This is a genomic window from Marinobacter salsuginis (assembly GCF_009617755.1).
Classification (GTDB): domain Bacteria; phylum Pseudomonadota; class Gammaproteobacteria; order Pseudomonadales; family Oleiphilaceae; genus Marinobacter; species Marinobacter salsuginis.
In genome coordinates, this window is sequence record NZ_BGZH01000002.1 from 150,853 (window position 1) to 172,869 (window position 22,017).

The 22,017-nt window shown below is 57.1% G+C and carries 16 protein-coding genes and 1 tRNA gene; 2 read left to right on the forward strand and 15 right to left on the reverse strand.

Annotated features, from left to right (window positions below):
* From GJU83_RS11955 to GJU83_RS12000, 10 genes are all read right to left on the reverse strand, one after another.
* A complete protein-coding gene (locus GJU83_RS11955; protein WP_227514533.1) occupies positions 1-1,149 on the reverse strand; it encodes a WD40/YVTN/BNR-like repeat-containing protein in 1,149 nt (382 codons plus the stop codon).
* A gap of 146 nt (positions 1,150-1,295) precedes the next feature.
* A complete protein-coding gene (locus GJU83_RS11960) occupies positions 1,296-2,684 on the reverse strand; it encodes a DUF1329 domain-containing protein (RefSeq protein WP_153634473.1) in 1,389 nt (462 codons plus the stop codon).
* Positions 2,685-2,820: 136 nt separating this feature from the next.
* Positions 2,821-5,463, reverse strand: a complete 2,643-nt coding sequence (gene pepN, locus GJU83_RS11965) for an aminopeptidase N (protein WP_153634474.1) — start codon at positions 5,461-5,463, stop codon at positions 2,821-2,823.
* A gap of 81 nt (positions 5,464-5,544) precedes the next feature.
* Positions 5,545-6,384 carry a DUF2797 domain-containing protein gene (locus GJU83_RS11970; RefSeq protein WP_153634475.1) on the reverse strand — a complete coding sequence of 280 codons (840 nt, stop codon included), beginning with the start codon at positions 6,382-6,384 and terminating at the stop codon, positions 5,545-5,547.
* On the reverse strand, positions 6,381-6,671 hold the full coding sequence (locus GJU83_RS11975; RefSeq protein ID WP_069183857.1) for a YeaC family protein: 291 nt from the start codon (positions 6,669-6,671) through the stop codon (positions 6,381-6,383). The genes GJU83_RS11970 and GJU83_RS11975 overlap by 4 nt, the downstream gene beginning before the upstream one ends.
* Positions 6,672-6,836: 165 nt before the next feature.
* Positions 6,837-7,700, reverse strand: coding sequence for a rhomboid family intramembrane serine protease (locus GJU83_RS11980; RefSeq protein ID WP_069183858.1), 864 nt, complete (start codon positions 7,698-7,700; stop codon positions 6,837-6,839).
* A gap of 43 nt (positions 7,701-7,743) precedes the next feature.
* Positions 7,744-8,757: a metallophosphoesterase gene (locus GJU83_RS11985; RefSeq protein WP_069183859.1), complete on the reverse strand. Its 1,014-nt coding sequence runs from the start codon at positions 8,755-8,757 to the stop codon at positions 7,744-7,746.
* 2 nt (positions 8,758-8,759) lie between these two features.
* Positions 8,760-9,644 (reverse strand): NAD(+) kinase, encoded by an 885-nt coding sequence (locus GJU83_RS11990; protein WP_008170512.1) that lies wholly within the window; start codon positions 9,642-9,644, stop codon positions 8,760-8,762.
* A 111-nt stretch (positions 9,645-9,755) separates the two neighbouring features.
* Complete coding sequence (locus GJU83_RS11995) at positions 9,756-11,003, reverse strand: DNA repair protein (protein ID WP_069183860.1); 1,248 nt, start codon at positions 11,001-11,003, stop codon at positions 9,756-9,758.
* A 205-nt stretch (positions 11,004-11,208) separates the two neighbouring features.
* Positions 11,209-13,278, reverse strand: a complete 2,070-nt coding sequence (locus GJU83_RS12000; RefSeq protein ID WP_136631666.1) for an NADPH-dependent 2,4-dienoyl-CoA reductase — start codon at positions 13,276-13,278, stop codon at positions 11,209-11,211.
* A 153-nt stretch (positions 13,279-13,431) separates the two neighbouring features.
* On the opposite strand from GJU83_RS12000, the gene GJU83_RS12005 reads away from it, so the two are divergent.
* Positions 13,432-14,481 carry an AraC family transcriptional regulator gene (locus GJU83_RS12005; protein ID WP_069183862.1) on the forward strand — a complete coding sequence of 350 codons (1,050 nt, stop codon included), beginning with the start codon at positions 13,432-13,434 and terminating at the stop codon, positions 14,479-14,481.
* Between the two features lie 228 nt (positions 14,482-14,709).
* On the opposite strand, the gene GJU83_RS12010 is transcribed toward GJU83_RS12005, so the two are convergent.
* Together GJU83_RS12010 and GJU83_RS12015 are read right to left on the reverse strand one after the other, a co-directional pair.
* Positions 14,710-14,786: transfer RNA gene (locus GJU83_RS12010), tRNA-Asp, on the reverse strand.
* Between the two features lie 138 nt (positions 14,787-14,924).
* Positions 14,925-15,956: an AraC family transcriptional regulator gene (locus GJU83_RS12015; RefSeq protein WP_069183863.1), complete on the reverse strand. Its 1,032-nt coding sequence runs from the start codon at positions 15,954-15,956 to the stop codon at positions 14,925-14,927.
* A 282-nt stretch (positions 15,957-16,238) separates the two neighbouring features.
* On the opposite strand from GJU83_RS12015, the gene GJU83_RS12020 reads away from it, so the two are divergent.
* Entirely contained in the window at positions 16,239-17,114 is an 876-nt protein-coding gene (locus GJU83_RS12020; protein WP_069183864.1) for a MaoC family dehydratase, read from the forward strand.
* Here the strand turns inward: GJU83_RS12020 and GJU83_RS12025 are convergent.
* Genes GJU83_RS12025 through GJU83_RS12035 form a run of 3 tightly spaced genes read right to left on the reverse strand, consistent with a single transcriptional unit; the run spans position 17,111 to position 21,814 of the window.
* On the reverse strand, positions 17,111-18,694 hold the full coding sequence (locus GJU83_RS12025; RefSeq protein WP_069183865.1) for an ATP-binding response regulator: 1,584 nt from the start codon (positions 18,692-18,694) through the stop codon (positions 17,111-17,113). The genes GJU83_RS12020 and GJU83_RS12025 overlap by 4 nt on opposite strands.
* A gap of 45 nt (positions 18,695-18,739) precedes the next feature.
* Entirely contained in the window at positions 18,740-19,366 is a 627-nt protein-coding gene (gene fixJ, locus GJU83_RS12030; protein ID WP_069183866.1) for a response regulator FixJ, read from the reverse strand.
* Between the two features lie 39 nt (positions 19,367-19,405).
* On the reverse strand, positions 19,406-21,814 hold the full coding sequence (locus GJU83_RS12035; RefSeq protein WP_069183867.1) for an ATP-binding protein: 2,409 nt from the start codon (positions 21,812-21,814) through the stop codon (positions 19,406-19,408).
* Between the last annotated feature and the right edge of the window lie 203 nt (positions 21,815-22,017).

Sequence of the window (22,017 nt, forward strand, 5' to 3'; positions counted from 1 at the left end):
TTATTGAAGGTTTCTTCCACGGGCGTCTGTAATTTTCGCGCCACCTTCGCCGACAATCAGCAGGTCTGTTCCTGAAATAGGCACGGCACTCATGACGCCCTCCCGATCACTGCGGAAATGCTCTCGAAAGGTTTCTGCGCCATTGGTACTCATCAGCACCGCGCCACCGTTACCCACGAGGGTAATGCGGCCATCTTCAGCAACGACGCCGCTGTTGAGGGTCGCCCCGGCAGAATTCGGGACCATCCGCCAGCTCTTGCCCAGATCGGAAGAGAACAGCATGTTGCCCCGGAGGCCAAACGCGAGAATCTCGTTCACCTGACCTGTGCCAATAACACCGAACAGGGAGCCTTCATAGGGTGCCTCGCGGCGCTCAAAGGTCTCACCACCGTCCACAGAGACGTGTATCTGACCGGCCTCACCCACAACCACAAGGGCTCCACCCGTAATCCGGGTAATGCCATTCAGGTGGAAGTTCTGCCGGTTATCAATTCTTGGCGCCCAGTCTTTCCAGGTTTCACCGCCGTCCATCGTACGCAGGAACATGCCGTAGGCTCCCACCACAAAACCGCGGTTCTCGTTTTCGAACCAGACGTCCAGCAGCGGGTTGACCGGACCGATATCCATGTCCGCCTGAATGTTCTCAAGGGCAAAGTAAAGATCGTCCAGTGCCCACTCGAGGTCTTCTTTTTCTTCCTCAGGCGCTTCTTCGATGCGCTCCTGCATGGCAACAATCTGTTCTTCGCGGCTCTCGATGGCCAGCTCCATGGCCCGGATCCCGTCGATCTGAAGGCTCCAGGTGGCTCCGGCGTCAGTGGTTTTGAGAACCACGCCACTGTGCCCCACTGCCCAGCCATGGGTGTCGGTACCGAAATCAATCGCTGTAAGGGTCACAGAAACAGGAACTTCACCCTGAACCCAGGTTTTCCCCTCGTCATCCGAGTAGATGATATGCCCGCGTTCTCCGACGGCCACAATACGATCACCAACCCGGGTCGCATCGGTGAGAAGATTCTCCGGGGCCAGATCCGTTAGCCGGGCCGGGGTTTCGATGATATCTGCAAGCGCAAACGCTGCAGGGGCAGACCAGACCATGGAAAGTCCAAGGCAGGCAGCGCCCAGAGTCTTGCACATCAACCTTTTAGCCATTCAGATTGCCTATTATGTTGTATTGAACTGTGTCTCTGACCGGCAAAGCCGGGAATAACTGTAAACATACCGGCAACCCTGCGGTTGCCGGTATGTCGGGTCGCCACTTCCTGTGGGCGGGGACGCATCCCTCGACCAACAGTGCGCTAGCGAACACTCCTGCGGCGCAGTGACGCCGGCGAGAAGTAGCGCGTATTGGGGACCTCGTCGGTGAACACGCGGGTGTTAGCCTCTTCTGTGTCCAGACCGAGCACATGATAACGACGGGCCTGAAGGTCATGATAGACGTCAAGAACCGTCCACACACCCGGAAGTTCATAATAATTTTTAGGCAGCCCCATGGTTACACGCCAGAGTTCGCCACGGCCGTCGTACTGGTCAAGCAGAACCGTATTCCAGCTGTCCTCGTCAATGTAGAACCGGCGCTTGCCGTAAATATGGCGTTCACCATCTTTCAGCGTGGCTTCAACCACGTGAACGCGATGAAGTTCCCAGCGGGTGAGGTCCGGATTCAAGTGGGAGATTCCCAGAATTTCCTCGTACGGAAGACCTTTTTCACCGATGCGGTAATTGTTGTAGGGGATGTAGATTTCCCGCTTGCCTTCGTAATTCCAGTTGTAGCGGTCCAGAGCCCCGTTAAAGATATCGGTGTCGTCTGCCGTACGCAGGTTATCGGCCGCTGCAATCGGGGAATCGTAACCCAGGTTCGGTGCCCTGCGCACTCGACGCTGGCCGGCGTTGTAACCCCAGCCGTTCCGGGGATTGATAATCTGGTTCAGGGTCTCGTGAATCAGAATCGCACCACCGGCCAGTCTGGGTGGTGACTGGGTAAACGACAGGTAGTAGAAGATCACGTTGTCCAGATCTTCTTCACCGCCTTCCGGATTATAGTAGTTGAAGAAGGCTTCCTGCTGAGAGGTCACCAGCGAGTAGTCGCCGTTGGTCTGAACCGCCACCTCACTGGAACGACGGGTTACATTAACCCCGCGCCAGCGGGTCAGATGGTTCCAGACCGCCTGCCAGGCCTTCTGCTCGTCATTTCCGTGCAGGATTGGGAAAGGGTAGCCCCCAAATGCGCCATCCAGGCCTTCGCCCTGACCCACAATCTCTGCGTTTACCGCGTTTTCACGGGTATTCTCAGCCACCCAGTCGGGAACGGCATGGGTACGACGAGTCTGATAAACGGGTACCCGGAATGTGGTGGGGTAGGTTTCCAGCATCGCCTTCACACCGTCAGTAAGGTATTCCTCATACTGATCCATGTTGGCGGGCGTGATGGTAAACAGGACTTCATCATCCGGGAACGGATTGATGTGGTGCTGTCCGCTGCCCTCATAGCCGGGAGGCGGTTCTGTCAGCCCACCGGTCCAGGCCGGGATAGTACCGGCACTGTTGCCGGCCTTGGGTGAGCCAAAGGGTGTCAACTCCTGGCCCAGACGGGCCGCTTCACTGGCGGAAACCGCCGCCCACGCAGGCGCTGATGCCACGGAGAGAGCCAGCAGGCTGCCGAGAATCGCATTTTTGTTATACATCATTGTGAAACCTTAAGTGCGTCTGGAAGCCTCTGCGGAGGCTTTTTTATTGTCGTCTGATGGAATTACAGACCTTACTCCAGATTACCCGATCCCAGACTAAAGTCTATCGACCGAAAGTGCGATTTTGTATCTGACTTCAATCGGCAAGGCTCTTGTGCACCACCTCATAGACATCCCTGGACAATCCCGACTTGTCACGAATCCGCTCAAGGGCGGACTTCATCCGGGCACTGTACGACGGCGCAAACTTTCTCCACCGGGTCAGCGGCGTCACCAGACGCGCGGCAATCTGGGGGTTACTGTCGTCCAGGCGACAGACCTGATCCGCCAGGAACTCGTAACCAGAACCGTCAGGATTGTGGAAAGCAGCCAGGTTCTGACCGGCAAACGCGCCCACCACAGAGCGAATCTTGTTGGGATTTTTCCAGTCGAAGGCCGGGTGCTCCAGAAGTCTCTGGATGTCCGGAAGCTGACCGGCCTGGTCGCTGGCCGCCTGCACAGAGAACCACTGTTCAACAACCTGGGGATCATCCTTGAAGCGATCGTAGAATTCATCCAGCGCCTGCTGGCGGTCAGACTCGAAGCCTGAATTCACAAGCGCCCGCAAAGCGCCCATCCGATCGGTCATATTGTCGGCGGCGCTCAACTGACTCACCGCCAGCTCCCGGCCCTCCTGGTCGTCAATCATCAGCAACCAGGCCAGCGCAGTGTTGCGCAGGCTACGACGGGCAATGGCTTCCGGTGTCACCTCGTAAGGACCGCCGTCCTGATGGCGCTGGTAGCACGCGATGAGTTCGGCTTTCAGGGCGCCCGCCAGATGGCGAAGTACCGCGTCGCGGGCGCGGTGAATGGCTGGTACGTCGGCGTTATCGGCCAGTTCAATCAGGTAGGCCTCGGAGGGAAGTTGCAGCATCTTGGCCACCAGGGCCTGATCCAACTCAGTGTCGGAAATCAGCTTGCGATAGGCTTCGACCAGTCTGGGTTCAATTTCCGCATCGTCAGGCGCGCCAACCAGCGACTGGATGACATCCACAGCCAGTCTCTGGCCCGCATCCCAGCGATTGAATCCATCCGGATCGTGGCTCATCAGGAAGAGCAACTGTTCGCGACTCCAGGCGTAGCGAACCCGAACCGGTGCGGAGAAATGCCGCAACAGTGACGGGACCGGCCTGGATTCGATGCCATGAAATTCAAACAAATGGGTCGCTTCGGTCAACTCCAGGACCCGCTCCGTCGGGGCATCTGCCTCACCCGCCCCAAGCTGTAACGGCAGCGGCTGGCCGTCCTGCCCCAGCAGGCCCAGCGCAAACGGTATGTGTTGCGGCTTCTTGTTGGTCTGTCCCGGAGTATCCGGAATGCTCTGTTCGATGTTAAGGCGATACACCCCTTTATCGGCGTCATAGTCGTCCGAGACATTCAGAACCGGCGTGCCGGCCTGCTCGTACCAGAGCCGGAACTGGCGCAGATCACGCCCCGAGGCGTCCTCCATCGCTTTGACAAAATCATCGGTAGTGACCGCCTGGCCGTCATGGCGCTCAAAATACAGATCGCTACCCTTGCGGAACAGGTCCGGCCCCAGCAGGGTGTGAATCATGCGCACCACTTCTGCACCTTTCTCATAAATGGTCAGGGTGTAGAAGTTGGAGATTTCCATATAAGACGCAGGCCGCACCGGGTGCGCCATGGGGCCACCGTCTTCCGCAAACTGGGCCGTACGCAGCAGGGTCACATCTTCAATCCGCTTCACGGTTGGGGAGCCCATATCCGCCGAGAACTGGGAGTCCCGGAATACCGTGAAACCTTCCTTAAGGCTGAGCTGGAACCAATCGCGGCAGGTAACGCGGTTCCCCGACCAGTTGTGGAAATACTCGTGGGCAACGATCGCCTCAATACGCTGGAACGCCAGGTCCGTGGCGGTTTCCTGGCTGGCAAGCACGCAGGAGGAGTTGAAGATGTTGAGCCCCTTGTTCTCCATGGCGCCCATGTTGAAGTCGTCCACCGCCACGATCATGAAGATATCGAGGTCGTATTCGCGGCCATAGACTTCTTCATCCCAGCGCATGGAACGCTTCAGGGAATCCATGGCGTGATCGCACTTCTCGGCGTTGCGAGGCTCCACGTACATGCGCAGGTCAATGTCACGACCTGAACACGTTGAGAAGGTATCCCGCTTCTCGACCAGGTCTCCGGCCACCAGGGCAAAGAGATAGCAAGGTTTCGGGAACGGGTCTTCCCAGGTGACATAATGCCGGCCGTTTTCCAGCTCGCCTCTTTCCACATCGTTGCCGTTGGAGAGGAGCACCGGGTAGGCGTCCTTGTTGGCTTCGATGCGGGTACGGAAACGTGCCATCACGTCCGGACGGTCCGGGAAAAACGTAATGCAGCGAAATCCTTCAGCCTCGCACTGGGTGCAGAACATACCCGATGATTTATACAGGCCTTCCAGACGAGTGTTGTTCTGGGGCTCTATCCAGGTCACCACAGTCAGCGTGAACTGTTCCGGTACCGAACGAACCACAAGCTGATCTCCGCGGTCTTCATAATCACCCGCTGCGAGCTGGGCACCATCCAGGGCGACGGATTCCAGCGTCAGGCTGTCGCCATCAAGCTCCAGGGGTGCCGAGACCTCATCAGAATCAGGGTTACGGCGAAGCTCAAGCGTACTGTGCACTCGCGCCCCGTCCTCAAACAGCTCGAACCTCAGGTCGACAGTGTCGACCAGATACGCAGGTACCTTGTAATCGCTCAAATAAATGGTCTGTGGCTGGCTGGTACGCATTGCATTTCTCCAGAGTTCGCGGCCTGCGGACGCAGCATTCATAGCCCACAGACGTGAAAAGATTGGCCGGGCGAGGCGCTGTCAGCGTTCCAAAACCCGGAACCGGACTTCATAACCGGTGAATTTTCGAATGTTAATCACACCGGTATCCAGAATAAGGTACTGCCCTTTGATGCCCTCAAGAACGCCCTCTACCTCCGGCGTTTTGTCGAGGTTATGGGTTTTGATCTTTTCTGGCCAGATCTGGACGGGATAGCTCAGGCCGAGGCCCTCTTCGTCTACTGCCCGGATAGAATCCTCACCGTGGGTCTGCCGGAGCGCATCAAGATCGGCGGCGATCAGTCCAAGCATTCGTTGGCGCTCCTTCGCCAGATCCAGCTCGGGAACGTCGCCCTTGAGCATGGCCCGCCAGTTCGTCCGGTCGGCCACGTGTGTTTTGCAGGCAACCTCGACCAGACCGGCAATATACCGCGTCGCAACTCGCACCATCGGGATGGCGTCCACCGCACCCTGGTCTATCCAGCGGGTTGGCACCTGGGAAGCCCGGGTAATGCCTACCTTCAGGCCCGACGAATTGGCCAGATACACCACATGCTCCACCATGCAGTGGGTTTCACCCCACTCCGGCTCTCGGCAGGTGCCAAGGTGATAGTGGCACTTCTCCGGACTCATGATGCAACTGTCACAAGCCGCCAGTTTGCGGAAGCAGGGGTAACAAAAGCCCTGATTGAAGCTTTTGTTGGTCTTCCGGTCGCAGTGAATGCACCGGATCACGCCATCGAAATCCAGGCGCAACGGCCGCCCGATCAGATCATTCAGGGGAATGCGGGTGTCGCCCACGGAAATGGAGTACGCCACAGGTTCCCCCGCCTCCACCGGCATTTTGCGCAGCCGGCCCGCAACATCAATCAGCTCACTCAAGACTTGACCTCAACAAACTGGTCGGGATCAACATCGCCGTTGCCCTGGGTGCGCCGAACCGATGGATCACAGGCAGTTCCCGCCTTGCTGCCCCGGTCGAGATAGCCGGTGCGTTCCTCTTCCGGAATGTTGTGCAGATTTTCGTAGTAGATCACTGCTTCCAGGCTGATTTCACGCTGCTCGGGTGTCAGCTTGCGGCCATCGGGCCATTTTCCGAGCTCAATGGACTGCCGGAGACTCCGGTAAACATTCGGATCCAGTCGCTCGATAAGTTCTTCGTAAGTCATCCCGCTCTCCTGAAAAAACGTTCATCAAAAATGTGGCGGAATCGTTTGACAGAATCAAACGATAATGATTATCATTGCCTAACCAAATGACGACGGTCGTATCATTTGGTCTCTCTCATCAGGAGCTAAAAGCTCTTTTAACGCCCCGCCTCTGGCGGGGCTTTTTTATGCGCCCCTTCTGCGTCTTACGGGCAAAACCACCGCAAGGGCCAGTCCGGCAATAAATCCCCCCAGGTGCGCTTCATTTGCCATACGCCCGAGCCCGATGATTTCCGGGAGCGACGTAAACCCGATCACCATCCATGCAACCGCAAAGGTAACCAGCGCCGGCGGAAACTGGAACCGCGGTGCCGTTCGCTGGCTCAACCAGCAATAGCCCAGAATCCCATAAACAACCCCCGATAGCCCACCGAAAAGAGGTCCGGACACGAAATACTGCAAGCCGTTGGAGATCAGGCTCGTGATCACAAACAGGGTGATCAATCTGGCCCGACCGTCGAACCATTCGATCTGGCTGCCAAGAAACCAGAGCATCACGGAGTTGAAAATGATATGGGTCCAACTAAAGTGCAGAAAATCCGGCGTGAGCAGTCGCCAGATCTGGCCACTGGCCAGGGTCGCGGTTAACGCGTCGATGCGACCGGCCAACGTACTCCAATCATAATCCCGGGGGTCAATCATCATCAGGCTGGCCGCCAGTTCATTCTGACCCATGGCCGTGAGCCAGACCATGGCCACGGCAAAGACAATGATCCCGAGGACCAGCGGCGCGTGCCTCGGTGAAGGCTGCCAGCGCCCGCCAACAAACACCGGCGACCGATTCTGGCGGTCCACAGCTTGCCTGATTTCGGGCTCCGCCATGAAGCGGTCCAGGGCGGAAAGCACGGGTTCAGCATGGGCAGGGTCTTCCAGCCAGAGCACCTGGAATCCTCCCTCTTCCGTGATCCGGTGCGCCACACCCTGGCCGCTCAGCCAACGACTGAAGCCAGCCAGGTTCACCGTGGTATCCAACTGCTTGACTCGGTACACCGCTTGCTCCGCCTCCGGGATTGGTTCAGCCGAAACGCATGGTTTAGCGCGCGACACTGTCTTCGCTGGTGGGATAGTCCGGTTGTTCCGGCCTTTCCACATCTACCCAGACAAACTTGTCACGGGAAAGTGCCCGCTCGCCATCCATCCGGTAGGCCACCAGCCGGCCATACTTCACGGCACTGTAGTCAATGCAGGCAACGTTGGGCTTGAGCGGCGCCGGCTCACCTTCCATCCAGTAGTGACCAACAAACACCGGCGGCGCATCCAGGGGATAACTGATCAGCTGCCTACGCTCCGCATCGGTCAATACCCGGCTTGCCACTTCCGGAGGCAGCGGGTCTGGCTGAAAGACAACATCGGAATAGGTGTGTGGATCGTCAGCCCAGAACTTGGTTCGGAAAAACTCACGCACATAGCCGTCCCGACCGGTGATGGCCATACCCTCGGGGAGCCTGAGATCCGTTCCGCGCAGAAGGGTATCCATAACCTGCCCGGCAAAGGACTCAATAGCAGCAGAAGCGTGCAGGAAATCCTCATCAATGCAGGCACCACCCTGCACCTGTTTGAATTTTTCGATCAGATCGCCGTCCCAGCAGGCGTGTACAACACGGAAATCCTCATCGTCGATGAACAGTGGTATGGTGTAGAACCACTCGAGAAACTCATTCCACTCGTATGGATGGGCCTCGAACTGTTCCAGAGTTTCCCGGATCAGACGGTTATGTCGGGCGTTGTGCTCACGCAGGAAGGTTTTGCCGCTGCCCGGCCGCGCCCGCGTGCAGTAGCCCAGGGCATTGTACTCATGATTGCCCATGACAATGCGCGCCGAACCATGCTCCACCATGTCCCGCACAAGGTGCAGCGCCTCGCGAATCCGCGGGCCACGGTCAATGATGTCGCCGATAAAGATGGCCTGACGACGCGGGTGCTGATAAACCCCGTTAACTTTGCGGTAGCCCATCTGGTCCAGCAATCTGGCCAGGGTATGGGCGCAGCCGTGAATATCACCAATGATGTCGTAACCGCGACTTGCGGTCGATTTTGTTGCAGCCATGATCAACTCGCTGAAATCTCACTAGCCCAGCCAAGCTTGTCACGGCAGGTGGCGTAGAAATTGTGGTCAGTGGGGTGAATCAACCGGATCTTGAACGGCTTTTTGGTGATGCGAATGATATCGCCCGGCGCGCAGGCAATGTTCATCTGGCCGTCAAAGCTGATTTGCGGATAGGTTTCATTGGTCTCCCCGATCACCAGCTTGATCTCACTCTTGCCATCGACAACGATCGGCCGGCTACTGAGAGTGTGGGGAAACATGGGCACCAGGACAATGGCATCGAGCTTGGGATGCATGATAGGGCCGCCAGCGGAGAGCGAGTAGGCGGTAGACCCGGTCGGCGTGGAGACGATCAGGCCATCCGAACGCTGGCTGTAAACAAAATGACCGTCAATAAACAGATCGAAACCAATCATCCGGGTGGATTTACCCGGATGCAGCACCACATCATTCAGGGCGGTACCGAACCCCAGAGGCTGGCCATTACGCTCCACGTTACCATCCAGCAGGAACCGGGTCTCCTCCATGTACTCGCCTTCCAGAACTTTACCGAGGCGCTCCTCAAGATCGGAGGGCGATATGTCGGTCAGAAAGCCCAGGCGGCCACGATTGACCCCAAGCAGGGGAATCTTGGACTTGGCCAGCTCACGGGCGGCGCCCAGAAGACTGCCATCACCGCCGACCACGATCACCAGATCACAGATCTCGCCCAGCAGTTTTTTGCTCGCCACCTGCAGGCCATGCCCGGGCAACATGCTGGCGGTGTCTTCCTCAAGAATGACGTGGTAGTTGTTGGTGATCAGGTACTGTTTGAGCTGGCGCAGTGACTCGACCACTTTCACGCTGCCCATACGACCAATCACACCAATGTTCCTGAACTGATCCATGAAGTTTCCTGTGGTGTCGGAATGCGGTGGGGACGAACGAAACCGTTACCCCGGGGACAATCTGGCGTACAGTTTAACGAAAGTCACCCCGATACTGAAAAAGTTCCGGCCTCAGGCCTGGTGTTTCTCGCACCGGTCATCAATACCCGGACGGAACTCCGACGGCTGGCTGATTCGAAGAATGGGCTCGCCACACGGCTTGCCGTCCTCGTTTTCATGGCCACAGACGGGGTTCTCGTAATGCTCGAGCCACTCCCGATAGGCAGGTTCGTTCATACCGCAGCGTTCCGCTGCGTAGGCGGTAGGGTTGCTAAAGTATGTATCAATATCTTTGAAAGGCAGCGTCACATGGCCGACGCCGGGCTGGTAGGCCACCAGAAACACGGACTGGCGTTTGAGGTGGTCCATGATGGAGTCTTCCGGCGGCTCCCGATTGCGCAGCTCGTGGTTCTCCTCCTCGAGGGCAACGATTTTCTCGTCCCTCAGTTCCAGCTCCCGCTGGCGCCGCTCCAGCTGTTCCCGGAGCAGCAGGAGTTCTGCGCTCGCGTTTGAATCCTCGCGCTGTTTTTCCTCACCAACGGCAGCCATCTGCTCCTGCATGGCGAGGTACTGTTCGTTTCGCTCCGACAAGCGCTTTTTGAGCTGCTCATTGCTCAGGCGCTGACGCTCGTACTTCTGCTCGAGATCGGCAATATCACTGCGTAAACCCTGGATTTCCAGCCGATGTTCGCGCTGGATGTCCGAGAGGGCATCGCGGTGAACACTCTGCAGGGTCTTGATCCGAAGGCGCTGTTCCCGGATGAGTTGCGCCAGACGGGAGCGATCCGCCGCCGCAGCCGACTCTTCCCGCTCGGAGGAATCTTCCGCCTGTTCGCTCAGAACCGGAATATTCTCTTCCTGAACAGGCTCCACTTTCCGGAATTTCAGGCTGTTGGCTTCAACCGCTTTGCGGATCGCCTGGAAATGGTTGTTCCCGGGCGTCATGTCCGGGTCCCAGAGATCCTCCTTGAACTTGGGGTCAGGGCATTGACTCCGGCAAACCAGCCGGATTGCACCGCCACCCATGTCAGGCCCTTTGGCGCCTGTTCTGGCTAACTCTTCAATAGGCAGGTTCCAATGGCTGTCTGCCCGACCTTCCTCATCAAACCAGATTTTGAAGAAAACCAGGGCCTGCACCTTGAGGTCAGGACTCAGCTCAACCAATACAGCCCTGACCTCGGTTTCGGCGAGATCGGACAGCCCTACATAGCCATCCAGGAAGGCCCCGAATTCGGTAGCCCGCATCTCGCGGGCCACCTGGTTCCCTTCCACAAAAAATACCGCCGAATACCCATCGGTTGCCTGGTCGGCAGACACCATTGCACGCTCTCCACAAATCGTCGATTCGACACCACACGACAGAACCCCGAAAGGTGTTCCATCTGATCGTGATGCCGCCCCTGCTATGCGGACAATCCTGAGGCAGCATAGAAGGGACAAGCAGTCAGACCCAAAGCTATTAGTCTAGCCAGACAATCGTGTCTGCACAGGGAAAAACTGCAACGATTTGTGATCGTGTTTACGCTCAGAGCTCTGCAGCCAGACGACTACCCTGATTGATCGCCCGCTTGGCATCCAGTTCTGCAGCCACATCCGAACCACCAATCAGGTGTACCGGCAGGCCAGCAGCCTCCAGATCGCTCTGCAGCTCACGCAGCGGCTCCTGACCCGCGCACACGATAATGGTGTCCACAGGCAGCACACGGTCTTCGCCCTGCTCTGCGCCTTTCGGCGTGACCGTTATGTGCAATCCCTCATCGTCTATCTTGCGGTAGGTCACACCCGGCACCATCTGTACCTGGCGGTTTTTCAGGGAGGTACGGTGAATCCATCCGGTGGTCTTGCCCAGATTCTTGCCCACCTTCGATGCTTTACGCTGCAGCAGATAGACCTCACGGGCAGGCTCCGGCACCTCGGGCTCAACGCCCTGAATGCCGCCCCGGTGCTCAACACTCAGATCCACGCCCCACTCACGCATGAAGTGATCAGTGTCGACAGCGGCCGATGTACCCTTGTGGACGATAAACTCGGAGACGTCGAAGCCGATACCACCGGCACCAATCACCGCCACTTTCTGCCCAACCGGCTTGCGCTCCAGCAGCGCATCCAGATAACCGATCACTTTCGGATGATCGATGCCTTCAATTTCAGGAGTACGCGGCTTGACGCCGGTCGCCAGGATCACCTCATCAAAGCCGCCGGCCTTGAGATCCTCGGCGCTGACACGGGTGTTCAGCCGGACATCCACCTGGTGCTTGTCGAGCATCACCCGGAAATAACGCAAGGTCTCGTAAAACTCTTCTTTGCCGGGTATCAGCTTGGCAACGTTGAACTGGCCGCCGATCTCACTGCCGGCATCGAACAGTGTCACCTTATGGCCGCGTTCTGCAGCCACCGTGGCAAACGCCAACCCGGCAGGGCCGGCACCCACGACCGCGATAGACTTGGGCGCAGCGGTCTTCACATAGGTCAGTTCGGTTTCGTGACAGGCGCGGGGATTGACCAGACACGATGTCAGCTTGCCGCTGAAGGTGTGATCAAGACAGGCCTGGTTACAGCCGATACAGGTGTTGATCTCATCAGCGCGGTCCTCGGCTGCCTTCAGAACCAGGTCGGCATCTGCGAGGAACGGCCGGGCCATGGACACCATATCGGCATCACCCTCGGCCAGAATCTTTTCGGCCACGTCCGGCATGTTGATCCGGTTGGTGGTGACCAATGGAATGCTCACCTCCCCTTTCAGGCGCGCCGTCACCTTGGTAAAGGCCCCGCGGGGAACCGACGTGGCAATGGTGGGCACCCGGGCCTCGTGCCAGCCGATGCCGGTGTTGATAATGGTCGCACCCGCCTTCTCGATTTCCTTGGCCAGGTGCACAACCTCTTCCCAGGTGCTGCCATCCTCAATCAGATCCAGCATGGACAGACGGTAGATCAGGATGAAGTTCTCTCCCACCCTTTCACGAACCCGACGGACGATTTCGATCGGCAGGCGAATCCGGTTTTCGTAGCTGCCACCCCAACGATCGGTGCGGTGGTTGGTGTGGGAAACAATGAACTGGTTGATGAAATAGCCTTCCGAACCCATGACCTCAACGCCATCATAACCGGCTCGCTGCGCCAGTGCGGCGCAATCCGCGTAGTCCTGGATCTGCTTTTCAATACCTGCTTCATCCAGCTCCCTGGGCTTGAATGGGTTGATCGGTGCCTGGATGGCGGAAGGCGCTACCAGCTCCGGAGAGTAGGCATAACGGCCAGCATGGAGAATCTGCATGCAGATCTTGCCATCGGCTGCATGGACGGCGTCGGTGATAATCCGGTGCTTGTCGGACTCCTCTTCGGTGGTCATCTTGGCGGCGTGCTGGAACACCCCTCCTTCCACGTTCGGGGCAATACCGCCAGTCACGATCAGACCAGCGCCACCGCGGGCACGCTCGGCATAGAATGCAGCAAGACGTTCGAAGCCATTTTTGGCCTCCTCCAGCCCCGTATGCATGGATCCCATCAGGGTGCGATTGCGCAGCTTGGTAAAACCAAGATCCAGCGGCTCGAGCAGGTTCGGGTATTTGGCAACGCCTGGCGTCGTGGTCGCGGTCATAGTCGGTCTCCTCATCGTGATCTTTGTCGGGGCTCCCCCAAAGCCAGGGCCCCGTTCATTGTTGAGCCTTAAACTACTCGCGCTCCTTGCCATCGACAATATCCCAGGATAACATTTTATTATCCTTGCATAACATGCCTGACAAAGACTTTTATGAGCGACTCCACGCACGCCCCACCCAAACGCCGTAACTCACTGGGAGACATCAGTGTCCTCTATGTATCTGCGCTGATGAGGGCAGCCGAGGCAGAAGGCGCCAACAGTACCGAACTGGCATCCCGTTTCCAGCTTGACCAACAGACACTGACATCGCCTGAAGCACGGATCAGCATTCCAAGATTCATGCGCCTGGGGCACGCTGCCATCCATGAGACTGGCAACCCGGCCCTGGGGTTGAGAATGGGTGCATTATCCCGCCCCGTCGACGCCGGCATTGCCGGGCTCGCCGGAGAAACCGCCAGCACTGCCGGGGCAGCGATTAGCACGTTGATTCGCTACGCCCTGCTGACCAGCCGCAACAGCCGCGGCGTGCCAACGGTTCGACCAGACCTTCGGCAGGCGCAGTTTTATTCGATTCGCCCGTACAATGGCTTTAACTATTTCGTAGTGGATTCCGTTCTCGCCGCCTGGACCCAGTTCCTGCGAACCGTGACCGGCCGCTACGATGTTCTGGAGAGAGTTACCATCGAATACCGGTCCATCGGGCAGGATGACCTGTTCGAAGGCTGGTTCCGCTGCCCGGTGCAATTCGGAGCAACAAAGAACAGCCTCACCGTGCGGCAGGACATCTGGGAAAGCGCGAGCCAACAGGCTCAACCGGCCATGCATGAAAAGCTCACAGAGCTGTGCGCACGGGAACTGCAGCAGATCCAACGGGGGTGGACGACGGGAGACCGGGTGAAAAACCTTCTCACACCGCTGTTCCGGGGCGAGACGCCCAGCCTGGAAACCATCGCCATGAAACTTGGGGTGGCACCCTGGACACTTCAGAGACAACTGGCTGCCGAGGGAACCGGCTTCCGGGAACTTATGGATGAAACGCGGAAACAGCTGGCGCGGGACTATATTCGGGAAACAGAGACATCACTGGCGGAAATTGCCTGGCTTCTTGGTTTTGCCAATCCTGCAGCCTTTCACAAGGCTTATCGGCGATGGTTCAACCTGAGCCCGGGAGAACACCGAAAGCGAATCCGGCATTCCTGAAATCAGAGCTCCATAGCGTCATCCCAGCCGTCATCGTCCTCATATTCCTCAAACTGGCTTTCAATCAATTCTTCTTCGTAATCCAGCATAGCGGTCGACCTGTTCTTGAACTTTCAGGGACAGGATAGATTGCCTGAATGACAGCAGGATGACACAGACGTGTTTTGGAAAACAGAGAGTGAATCGGGAAGCTTGAGAGCGCAGGGAATTGCAAAAGAAGGGTAAAAATGGCGGAGCGGACGGGACTCGAACCCGCGACCCCCGGCGTGACAGGCCGGTATTCTAACCAACTGAACTACCGCTCCGTGCGGTTTGTCACGACTGACCTCTTGGAGGCCCTGCAATCACTGGCGTGAATGCTCTGTGACAACGAGGGCGCATTATAAAGAGGCGCCCTGTTATGTCAACGCTTTTTCTGAAAAATATTCAGAAAAAGCGTTCCGTTACATTGCGTCGACCATGGCGTCCTTGCCCTGGGCGGTTTTGCGGTATTCAATCGGCGTCATGCCCGACCAACGTTTGAAGGCCCGATAGAAGGTGCTGGGCTCGGAAAAGCCGGTGAGGTAAACAATCTCATCAATGGATTCATCGGTCGTTGCCAGAAGCTGACGGGCCAGACGATAGCGGAAATCCGCGAGTACCTGATTGAAGCTGGTCTCGGCCTCAGTCAGGCGCGTGCGAAGAGTTCTCGGCTTGATGCCAAGACGTTCGGCCACGGCGTCCAGAGTGACTTCCCCACTATCCAGAAGCTCGGCCACGATCCGCTCCACCTGGCCAACGATATCCTTTTTCTCAAGCCGGGCCACCTGTTCGCTGGCAAACCGCTCATGCAGATCCAGCAGCTCCGGCTCAGCATGAGGTGAGGCATGGGACAGCAGTTTTGCAGGAAAGTACAGCCGGTTCTGCGGCGCACCAAAGGTGACGTCACATCCAAGCACCTCGCGCACATGGTCCTGACCCTCGGCCCGTTCATGCTCGAACTCAATGCGCGAAGGGTAGAAGTTGCCATCGGTGATCGAACGGAAAAAGGTAATCAACCCCAGCACGAAACATTCATTGAAATGTCGCAAGCGGCGAACGTCATCAGACGCCGCATCCAGCACCATGCAGGCATCATCACCCTCAATGAAGAAATCGGTGTTGGCGGCGTCACTCAGCAGACGCTGATAGTTCTGGGCCCGGCGCAGGCCCTCGCCAAAGGTTGGACTGCTCAGGAAAAGGTACTCCAGCACCTGCCCCTTGTAAGCTGGCAGCAGTTGCCCAAGGTGCAGGCCAACATCAGGATCGCCGGAAACGTCCTCAACAGCCTGCCAGAAGTACATCTGGGCGCTGTGGGGGGTTCGAAGCTGCTCGGTATAAACGTAATTCTCATCCACACCCAGGCGAGTGAAGATGGCATCGGTATCGATTCCTTTCTTTTTCATCGCCTCATAAATCAGGCGCAACATCACTCCCGCGTCACGAAGTTCCTGCATAAGATTCCGCTTTTTATTGGTTTACTACTGTGACCCTCCCGACAGACGCCGGGGCACGCCGGGTCAATGCCTGATCTGGCGAGGTTTGCCAGACTCCAGAGGTTTGTCAGACTCAAGGGGCCTATGAACCGCTCCCTGTTAGACAATCGTCTTATATTAGAGCATATCAGGCCACAGACGCCGAGTTGTACCAAAATGTAAAAAAAAGCATACCCTTTGCGACAAAGCGTTCTGATCAGGCAATGCCGGGATCCACGGTCCTGACTGTAAAGGAGAATACCAATGCCAGAGACCCTCGTTTATCACAACAAAGCGCCCGCCTTGTTACCGATGTATGGCCGAACACTGCTCCCACGGCAGAAGCAAACGGATGGGGATATAAGTATCCCGGATCTCTCGGCAAGCCTCCTGGGTATCAGTACCGCCGGAAACAACCTGAAGCGCTACCAGCGGGTGTGCGGTTTCGAGGCTCGCAGTCACTTGCCGGTTACCTGGCCGCACGTGCTGGCTTTTCCCCTGCACCTGAAGTTGCTGACAGAGAAAAACTTTCCCCTCCCGCTGCTTGGCCTGGTACACCTGCGCAATACCATCACCCAGCACCGACCGATCGGCACCGGAGAAAACCTGGATCTCAAGGTGAGCCTCGGCAATACCGTAAAAAGTAACCGGGGAGTGGAGTTCGATCTGATTACCGAGGCACGCTCGGCGGGCAGACTGGTGTGGGAGGAAGCTAGTACGACGCTATTCCGGCAACCGGATAGTGATAGTAAACCTTCCGGGAAAAAGGCGCCGCCGCAACTCGAGCATTATCCGAACACAGAGAACCTGAAGGCCCCGGAGTCCATTGGCCGGCAATACGCCCGTGTATCCGGTGACACCAATCCGATCCATATGCACGCCCTGAGTGCCAGGGCATTCGGTTTTCCGAGGGCAATCGCCCATGGGATGTGGACCAAGGCCCACGCACTGGCACTACTGGAACGACAGGAAGGCTGGAAAGGTGGCGCTCTGAGCGTCAGTTGTCAGTTCAAGAAACCCCTGCTTCTGCCAGGCACGGCCCAACTGAACTGGCAAACGGGAGAAAAAGGCTGGGACTATCAAGTATTGAACGCCAAAGGCGATGCGCCCCATTTGACCGGGCGCATCGACTGGCTCTAGGCGTGGGAGGAATCAGTTTCCGGTGCGCAGGGAGAACCCTGGGCGCCGGCAACGGGCAGTGTAAAGTAGAAGCAGGCGCCGCCATCTTCTGGTCGCTCAAAACCGATGTCGCCACCCTGGGCCTGTATGAGGGAGCGGCACGTTGACAGGCCAATCCCCATCCCCTCGTCCTTGGTGGTAAAGAACGGCAGGAACAACTTTTCTTCCGCATCTTCCGAAAGACCAATGCCATGGTCGCGCACCTGGATCCGCACACAGGTATCACCCTTCACACTCGCGCTCACCTCGACCGGCGCGCTGGAGTCAATACTGCTGGTGGCCTCCAGGGCATTGCGGATCAGGTTGAGCGCCACCTGCTGCACCTGGACCGGGTCGGCCAGGACATCTGGCATGTCCTCAGGCACCGAAAGCTCAATAGCGCCCTTGTTGTTGCGCATATCCACTTCGGCAAACTGCCGGGTATCTTCCAGCAACGCAGGCACGGACAGCACTTCCTTGCCCGTGGCCGGCTTTTTCATGAATCGACGGATGCGACGAATGATTTCACTGGCCCGGTGGGATTGTGCCTCGATCTTGTCCAGGGTCTCCTGAAGCAGACCCATGTCTGCATTGTCCTTTGCCATCATCCGTTTGGCGACGCGTGCATAGTTGGTGATGGCGGTCAGCGGCTGGTTTACCTCATGGGCCACGCCGGCAGCCATTTCACCCATGGTGGTCAAACGCGAGGTATGGGCCAACTGATCACGCTGTTCCTGGACCAGTTGCCGGGCCTCTTCCAGCGCCTTTTCGTTGTCCAACTCGGCGCTGATATCCCGGAACACCACAACCGCGCCATGGAGCTCGTCAGAGTCCAACTTGGGGGTCGAACGGTATTCTGCCGGAAAGCCGGTTCCATCGGCCCGCAGCATCCGGATATCCCTCTGGCTCTCGGCGACGCCCTGCTGACAGGTGGCCTTTACCGGGAGACTGTCCGGGTTGTCGCCGGCTGTTGCAAAGTGGGTTTCAAAAAAATTACGGCCTATCAGCTCCTCCACCGGACAGCCGACAATGGACGCCGCCGCCGGATTGGCAAATTCGATAATACCGTTCTCATCAAGGCCATAGATGCCTTCGCTGATGGAATTGAGAATCCGGGCCTGATCACTCTGTAGCTCGCGATTGCGGGCCTGCAGTTCTCTCTCGAGGCGAATCACGCTGGCGTGGGTTTTCACCCGGGCGATCACTTCCTGGGACTGGAAGGGCTTGGAGATGTAGTCGGCACCTCCCAGGGAGAAGCCTTTCACCTTCGCCTGAAGATCATCCAGCGCGGACAGGAAGACAACGGCGCAGTCCGCCGTCTGGGGATCCGCCTTGAGGCGCTCGCAGACTTCATAGCCGTCCATCTCCGGCATCATGATATCCAGGAGAATCACTTCGGGCTGATGGCGGTGGGCAAGGTCGAGGGCCTTTTCGCCTTCGTTGGCAATGAGCAGCCGGTAACCTTTGTCTTTCAGGGTCTCATAGAGGACTTTGAGGTTCTGCGGGTTATCGTCCACAAGCAGAACCGTCACCTCCGAGTTCTCGCTGACAGCTTCAGTCATAAATGTCGGACCGGTTAAAATAGTAACCGTATGATGCCGCCGGGATCACCCTGCGTCGATAAGGTCCTTTACGGACAGGACCATACGAACGAGATGTGCGAGGGAGTGGGTACCCATCTTGTGCATGACGCGGGAACGGTGAATCTCCACCGTACGCTGGCTTATCTCTAGCTCAATGGCGATGACCTTGTTGGCCTGCCCGGCAATCATCCGGTCCATGATCTCGTGTTCGCGGGGGGTCAGGCTTTTAACACGACGGATGATCTCCTGCTTCTCATCCAGAGACTTGCGCTGCTCCAGATCCTGTTTGAGTGCCGCTTCGATTTTCTCCAGCAACGCCTCCTCACGGTATGGTTTCTGGATAAAGTCAACGGCGCCCTCTTTCATGGCGTCCACGGCCATGGGCACGTCTCCGTGCCCGGTTACAAAGATGATAGGCAGGATGGAGTGCTTTTCATTCAGTTTTTTCTGGAGTTCCATCCCGTCCATGCCGGGCATGCGAATATCCAGCACGATGCAACCTGCCATCTTGTCGGAGTAGTCCTTCAGGAAAGCGGTTGCACTCTCATAGGTCTTGACCGGCTTGCCGTCGGATTTCAGCAGCAGCTCCAGGGAATCTCGGACTGCTTCATCGTCCTCTACAACGTACACGGTTTGCTGGATATCAGTCATGGGTGTGTTCTCTCCTGTCCGTTTTCTTATCATCGCCGGTCAGTGAATTGACGGGTCTTTGTGGTAGTCACGAGCATGTTCCTGGCGCTCGTGTTCCCGCATTTTCTCAAGTCGTTGCTGGATAATGCCAAAAACGCTCTGTTTCGGGTACCTGCCTTTATCATCGGCCTTGCCGGCCGGCTTGCCGAGCAGCAGGGTTATCGCTTCCTCGACTCGGGCAACCGCGTATACCGCAAACTGGCCTCCGCGTACTGCCTTTACCACCTCGCTGTCCAGCATCAGATTCTGCACATTGGTGGTTGGTACAATGACACCCTGGGTGCCGGAAAGCCCGCCTTTAAGCTGGCAGGTTGTGAAAAAGCCTTCAACTTTCTCATTCACGCCGCCTATAGGCTGAACTTCGCCAAACTGGTTGACCGACCCGGTGATTGCCAGATCCTGTCGCACTGGAATACCGGAAAGGGACGAGATCAGCGCGCACAGCTCCGCCAACGATGCACTGTCACCATCCACTTCACCGTAATTCTGCTCAAAGGTCAGACTTGCCGAAAGGTGCATCGGGTCGTTGACCGCAAAATGGGAGGCAAGCCAGGAACTCAGGATCATCACGCCCTTGGAATGAAGATTGCCACCGAGCTTTACATCACGCTCTATATCCATCACCGCGCCATCTCCATAATAGCAGGTAGCCGTGACACGGTTGGAAAGGCCGAATTCAAATCCGCCCGTGGACAGCACCGACAGCGCATTGACCTGGCCAACACACTTGCCACTGGTAGTTACGAGCGTCGTGCCATCACGGATGGAATCGTAGAACTGATCCCGGATACGGCTGCTGCGATATTTCGCACTTTCCAGCGCGCGCTCAACATGAAGATCCTGGATCAGCTTCGCACCGGCCTGCCTGGCCCAGAAATCCGATTCCCGCAGCAGGTTGGCAATATCCGCGGCGTGCAGGGAGAGTCGATCCTGATGTTCTGCCATCCGGGCACTATGCTCGATTACCCGCGCAACGGCCTTGTTAGAACAATGCAGAAGCTTTTTCTCACTCACCAGACTGGCGATGAACTTGGCATAGAGCAACTGGCTGTCATCGGTGCGGTACATCTCGTTCTCGAAATCCGCCGTGACCCTGAACAGTTCGGCAAACTCGGAATCGTATTCCTGCAGCAACATCCAGGTTTCGCGATCACCAAACAGAACGATCTTCACGTCCAGGGGGACCGATTCCGGTTCAATAGAGATGGTTCCGGATAAAGTCAGTTCCCGCTCCAGGGAATTTATCTGTATGGACTTCGAACGCAGGGCGCGCTTGAGGCCGTCCCACACGAAGGACTGTTCCAGAACCTTGATGGCATCCATCAGCAAATAGCCGCCGTTGGCCCGGTGCAGGCTGCCGGGGCGAATCAGGGAGAAATCCGTGAACACCGTGCCCTTGTAGGTAACATTTTCGACGTAGCCGAACAGGTTGTGGTAGGTGGGGTTATCTTCCACCACCACGGGCACCTCGTTCGTCTTCTGGTGCACCAGTACGTTAACCAGATAACGGCGCGGCATTTTTTTGTCGAGTGAGGCGTAAGCAATGGCAGCCTGTTCTTCATTGTCGTCGAGGAATATCTCCAGGTTCTCCACCAGGTCGACGCGAACCGCCTCAAAGTAGGCGACCACATCCGGCAGATCCTTGTACTTTTCGATCAACTCATCAATCTGGTGGCCCGAGATACTTTCCAGAGTTTCCTGGTTCAGCGCCTGTTGCTTATCGGCGTACTCTTGCTCCCAGTCCGCCAGTTTGCGCAGGGCCTGGCGAAGCTTTTTCTCAAGCTTGTTTATCGCGTCTTCAAACTTGTCCCGTTGCTCCTCGGTAAGAGCCTGAAACGATTCTGCGGTATGGGGTTCGTCACCGTTCATGGCCACCAGCCGATAACCACCTGGCGTAGTGACCGTCAGGCTGACCTTTTTGCGTCGCGCCTGGGCCGCCACCTTCTCCAGCTCGTCTTCCTGCTTTTTGCCGTATTCGTTCTTTAGCTGCTCCGAGCGTTCCAGAAAACTGTCACTGTCAAACGTCTGGGGAATCACCTTCACCAGGCGACTCATCAGCTTTTCCATGTCCTGCTTGAGCTGGGTGCCTTTTCCTGCCGGTAACTGCAACAGCTTCGGAATACGCGGCTCCTCGAAGTTGGCCACATAGCACCAGTCATGGCTCTGCTGATCCGTATCCACATGGTGCTCAAGGTAACGCAACATCATGGTGCGCTTACCCAGGCCATTTCGGCCAACGGCATAGACGTTGTAGCCGCCATGAGGCATCGCCAGGGCAAAACGCACAGCTTCCTGGGCGCGGTTCTGGCCGACGATTTCAGCCAGAGGCTCAAGTTGTTTGGTGGTTTTGAACGGCAGATCTTTCAGAACACAGGCTTTGTAAAGCTGGTGCAGAGACAGTGACTTCAAGGTTTGGTCCTGTAACGGTTAACACATTGGCCGGTCATTGTAGATTCTGCGGTCGGCTCTGTCGCGTTCGGCACGAAGATTTCTGGAGTTGCGCACAGCGCGCAGGAATTTGCTAGGCAGTTCACAAATCCGTAGCCGTTCATTTTTCAACCAGCCGTTCCGGAACTACACTTCATCTCCCAACCATAAATACAATGCACGCA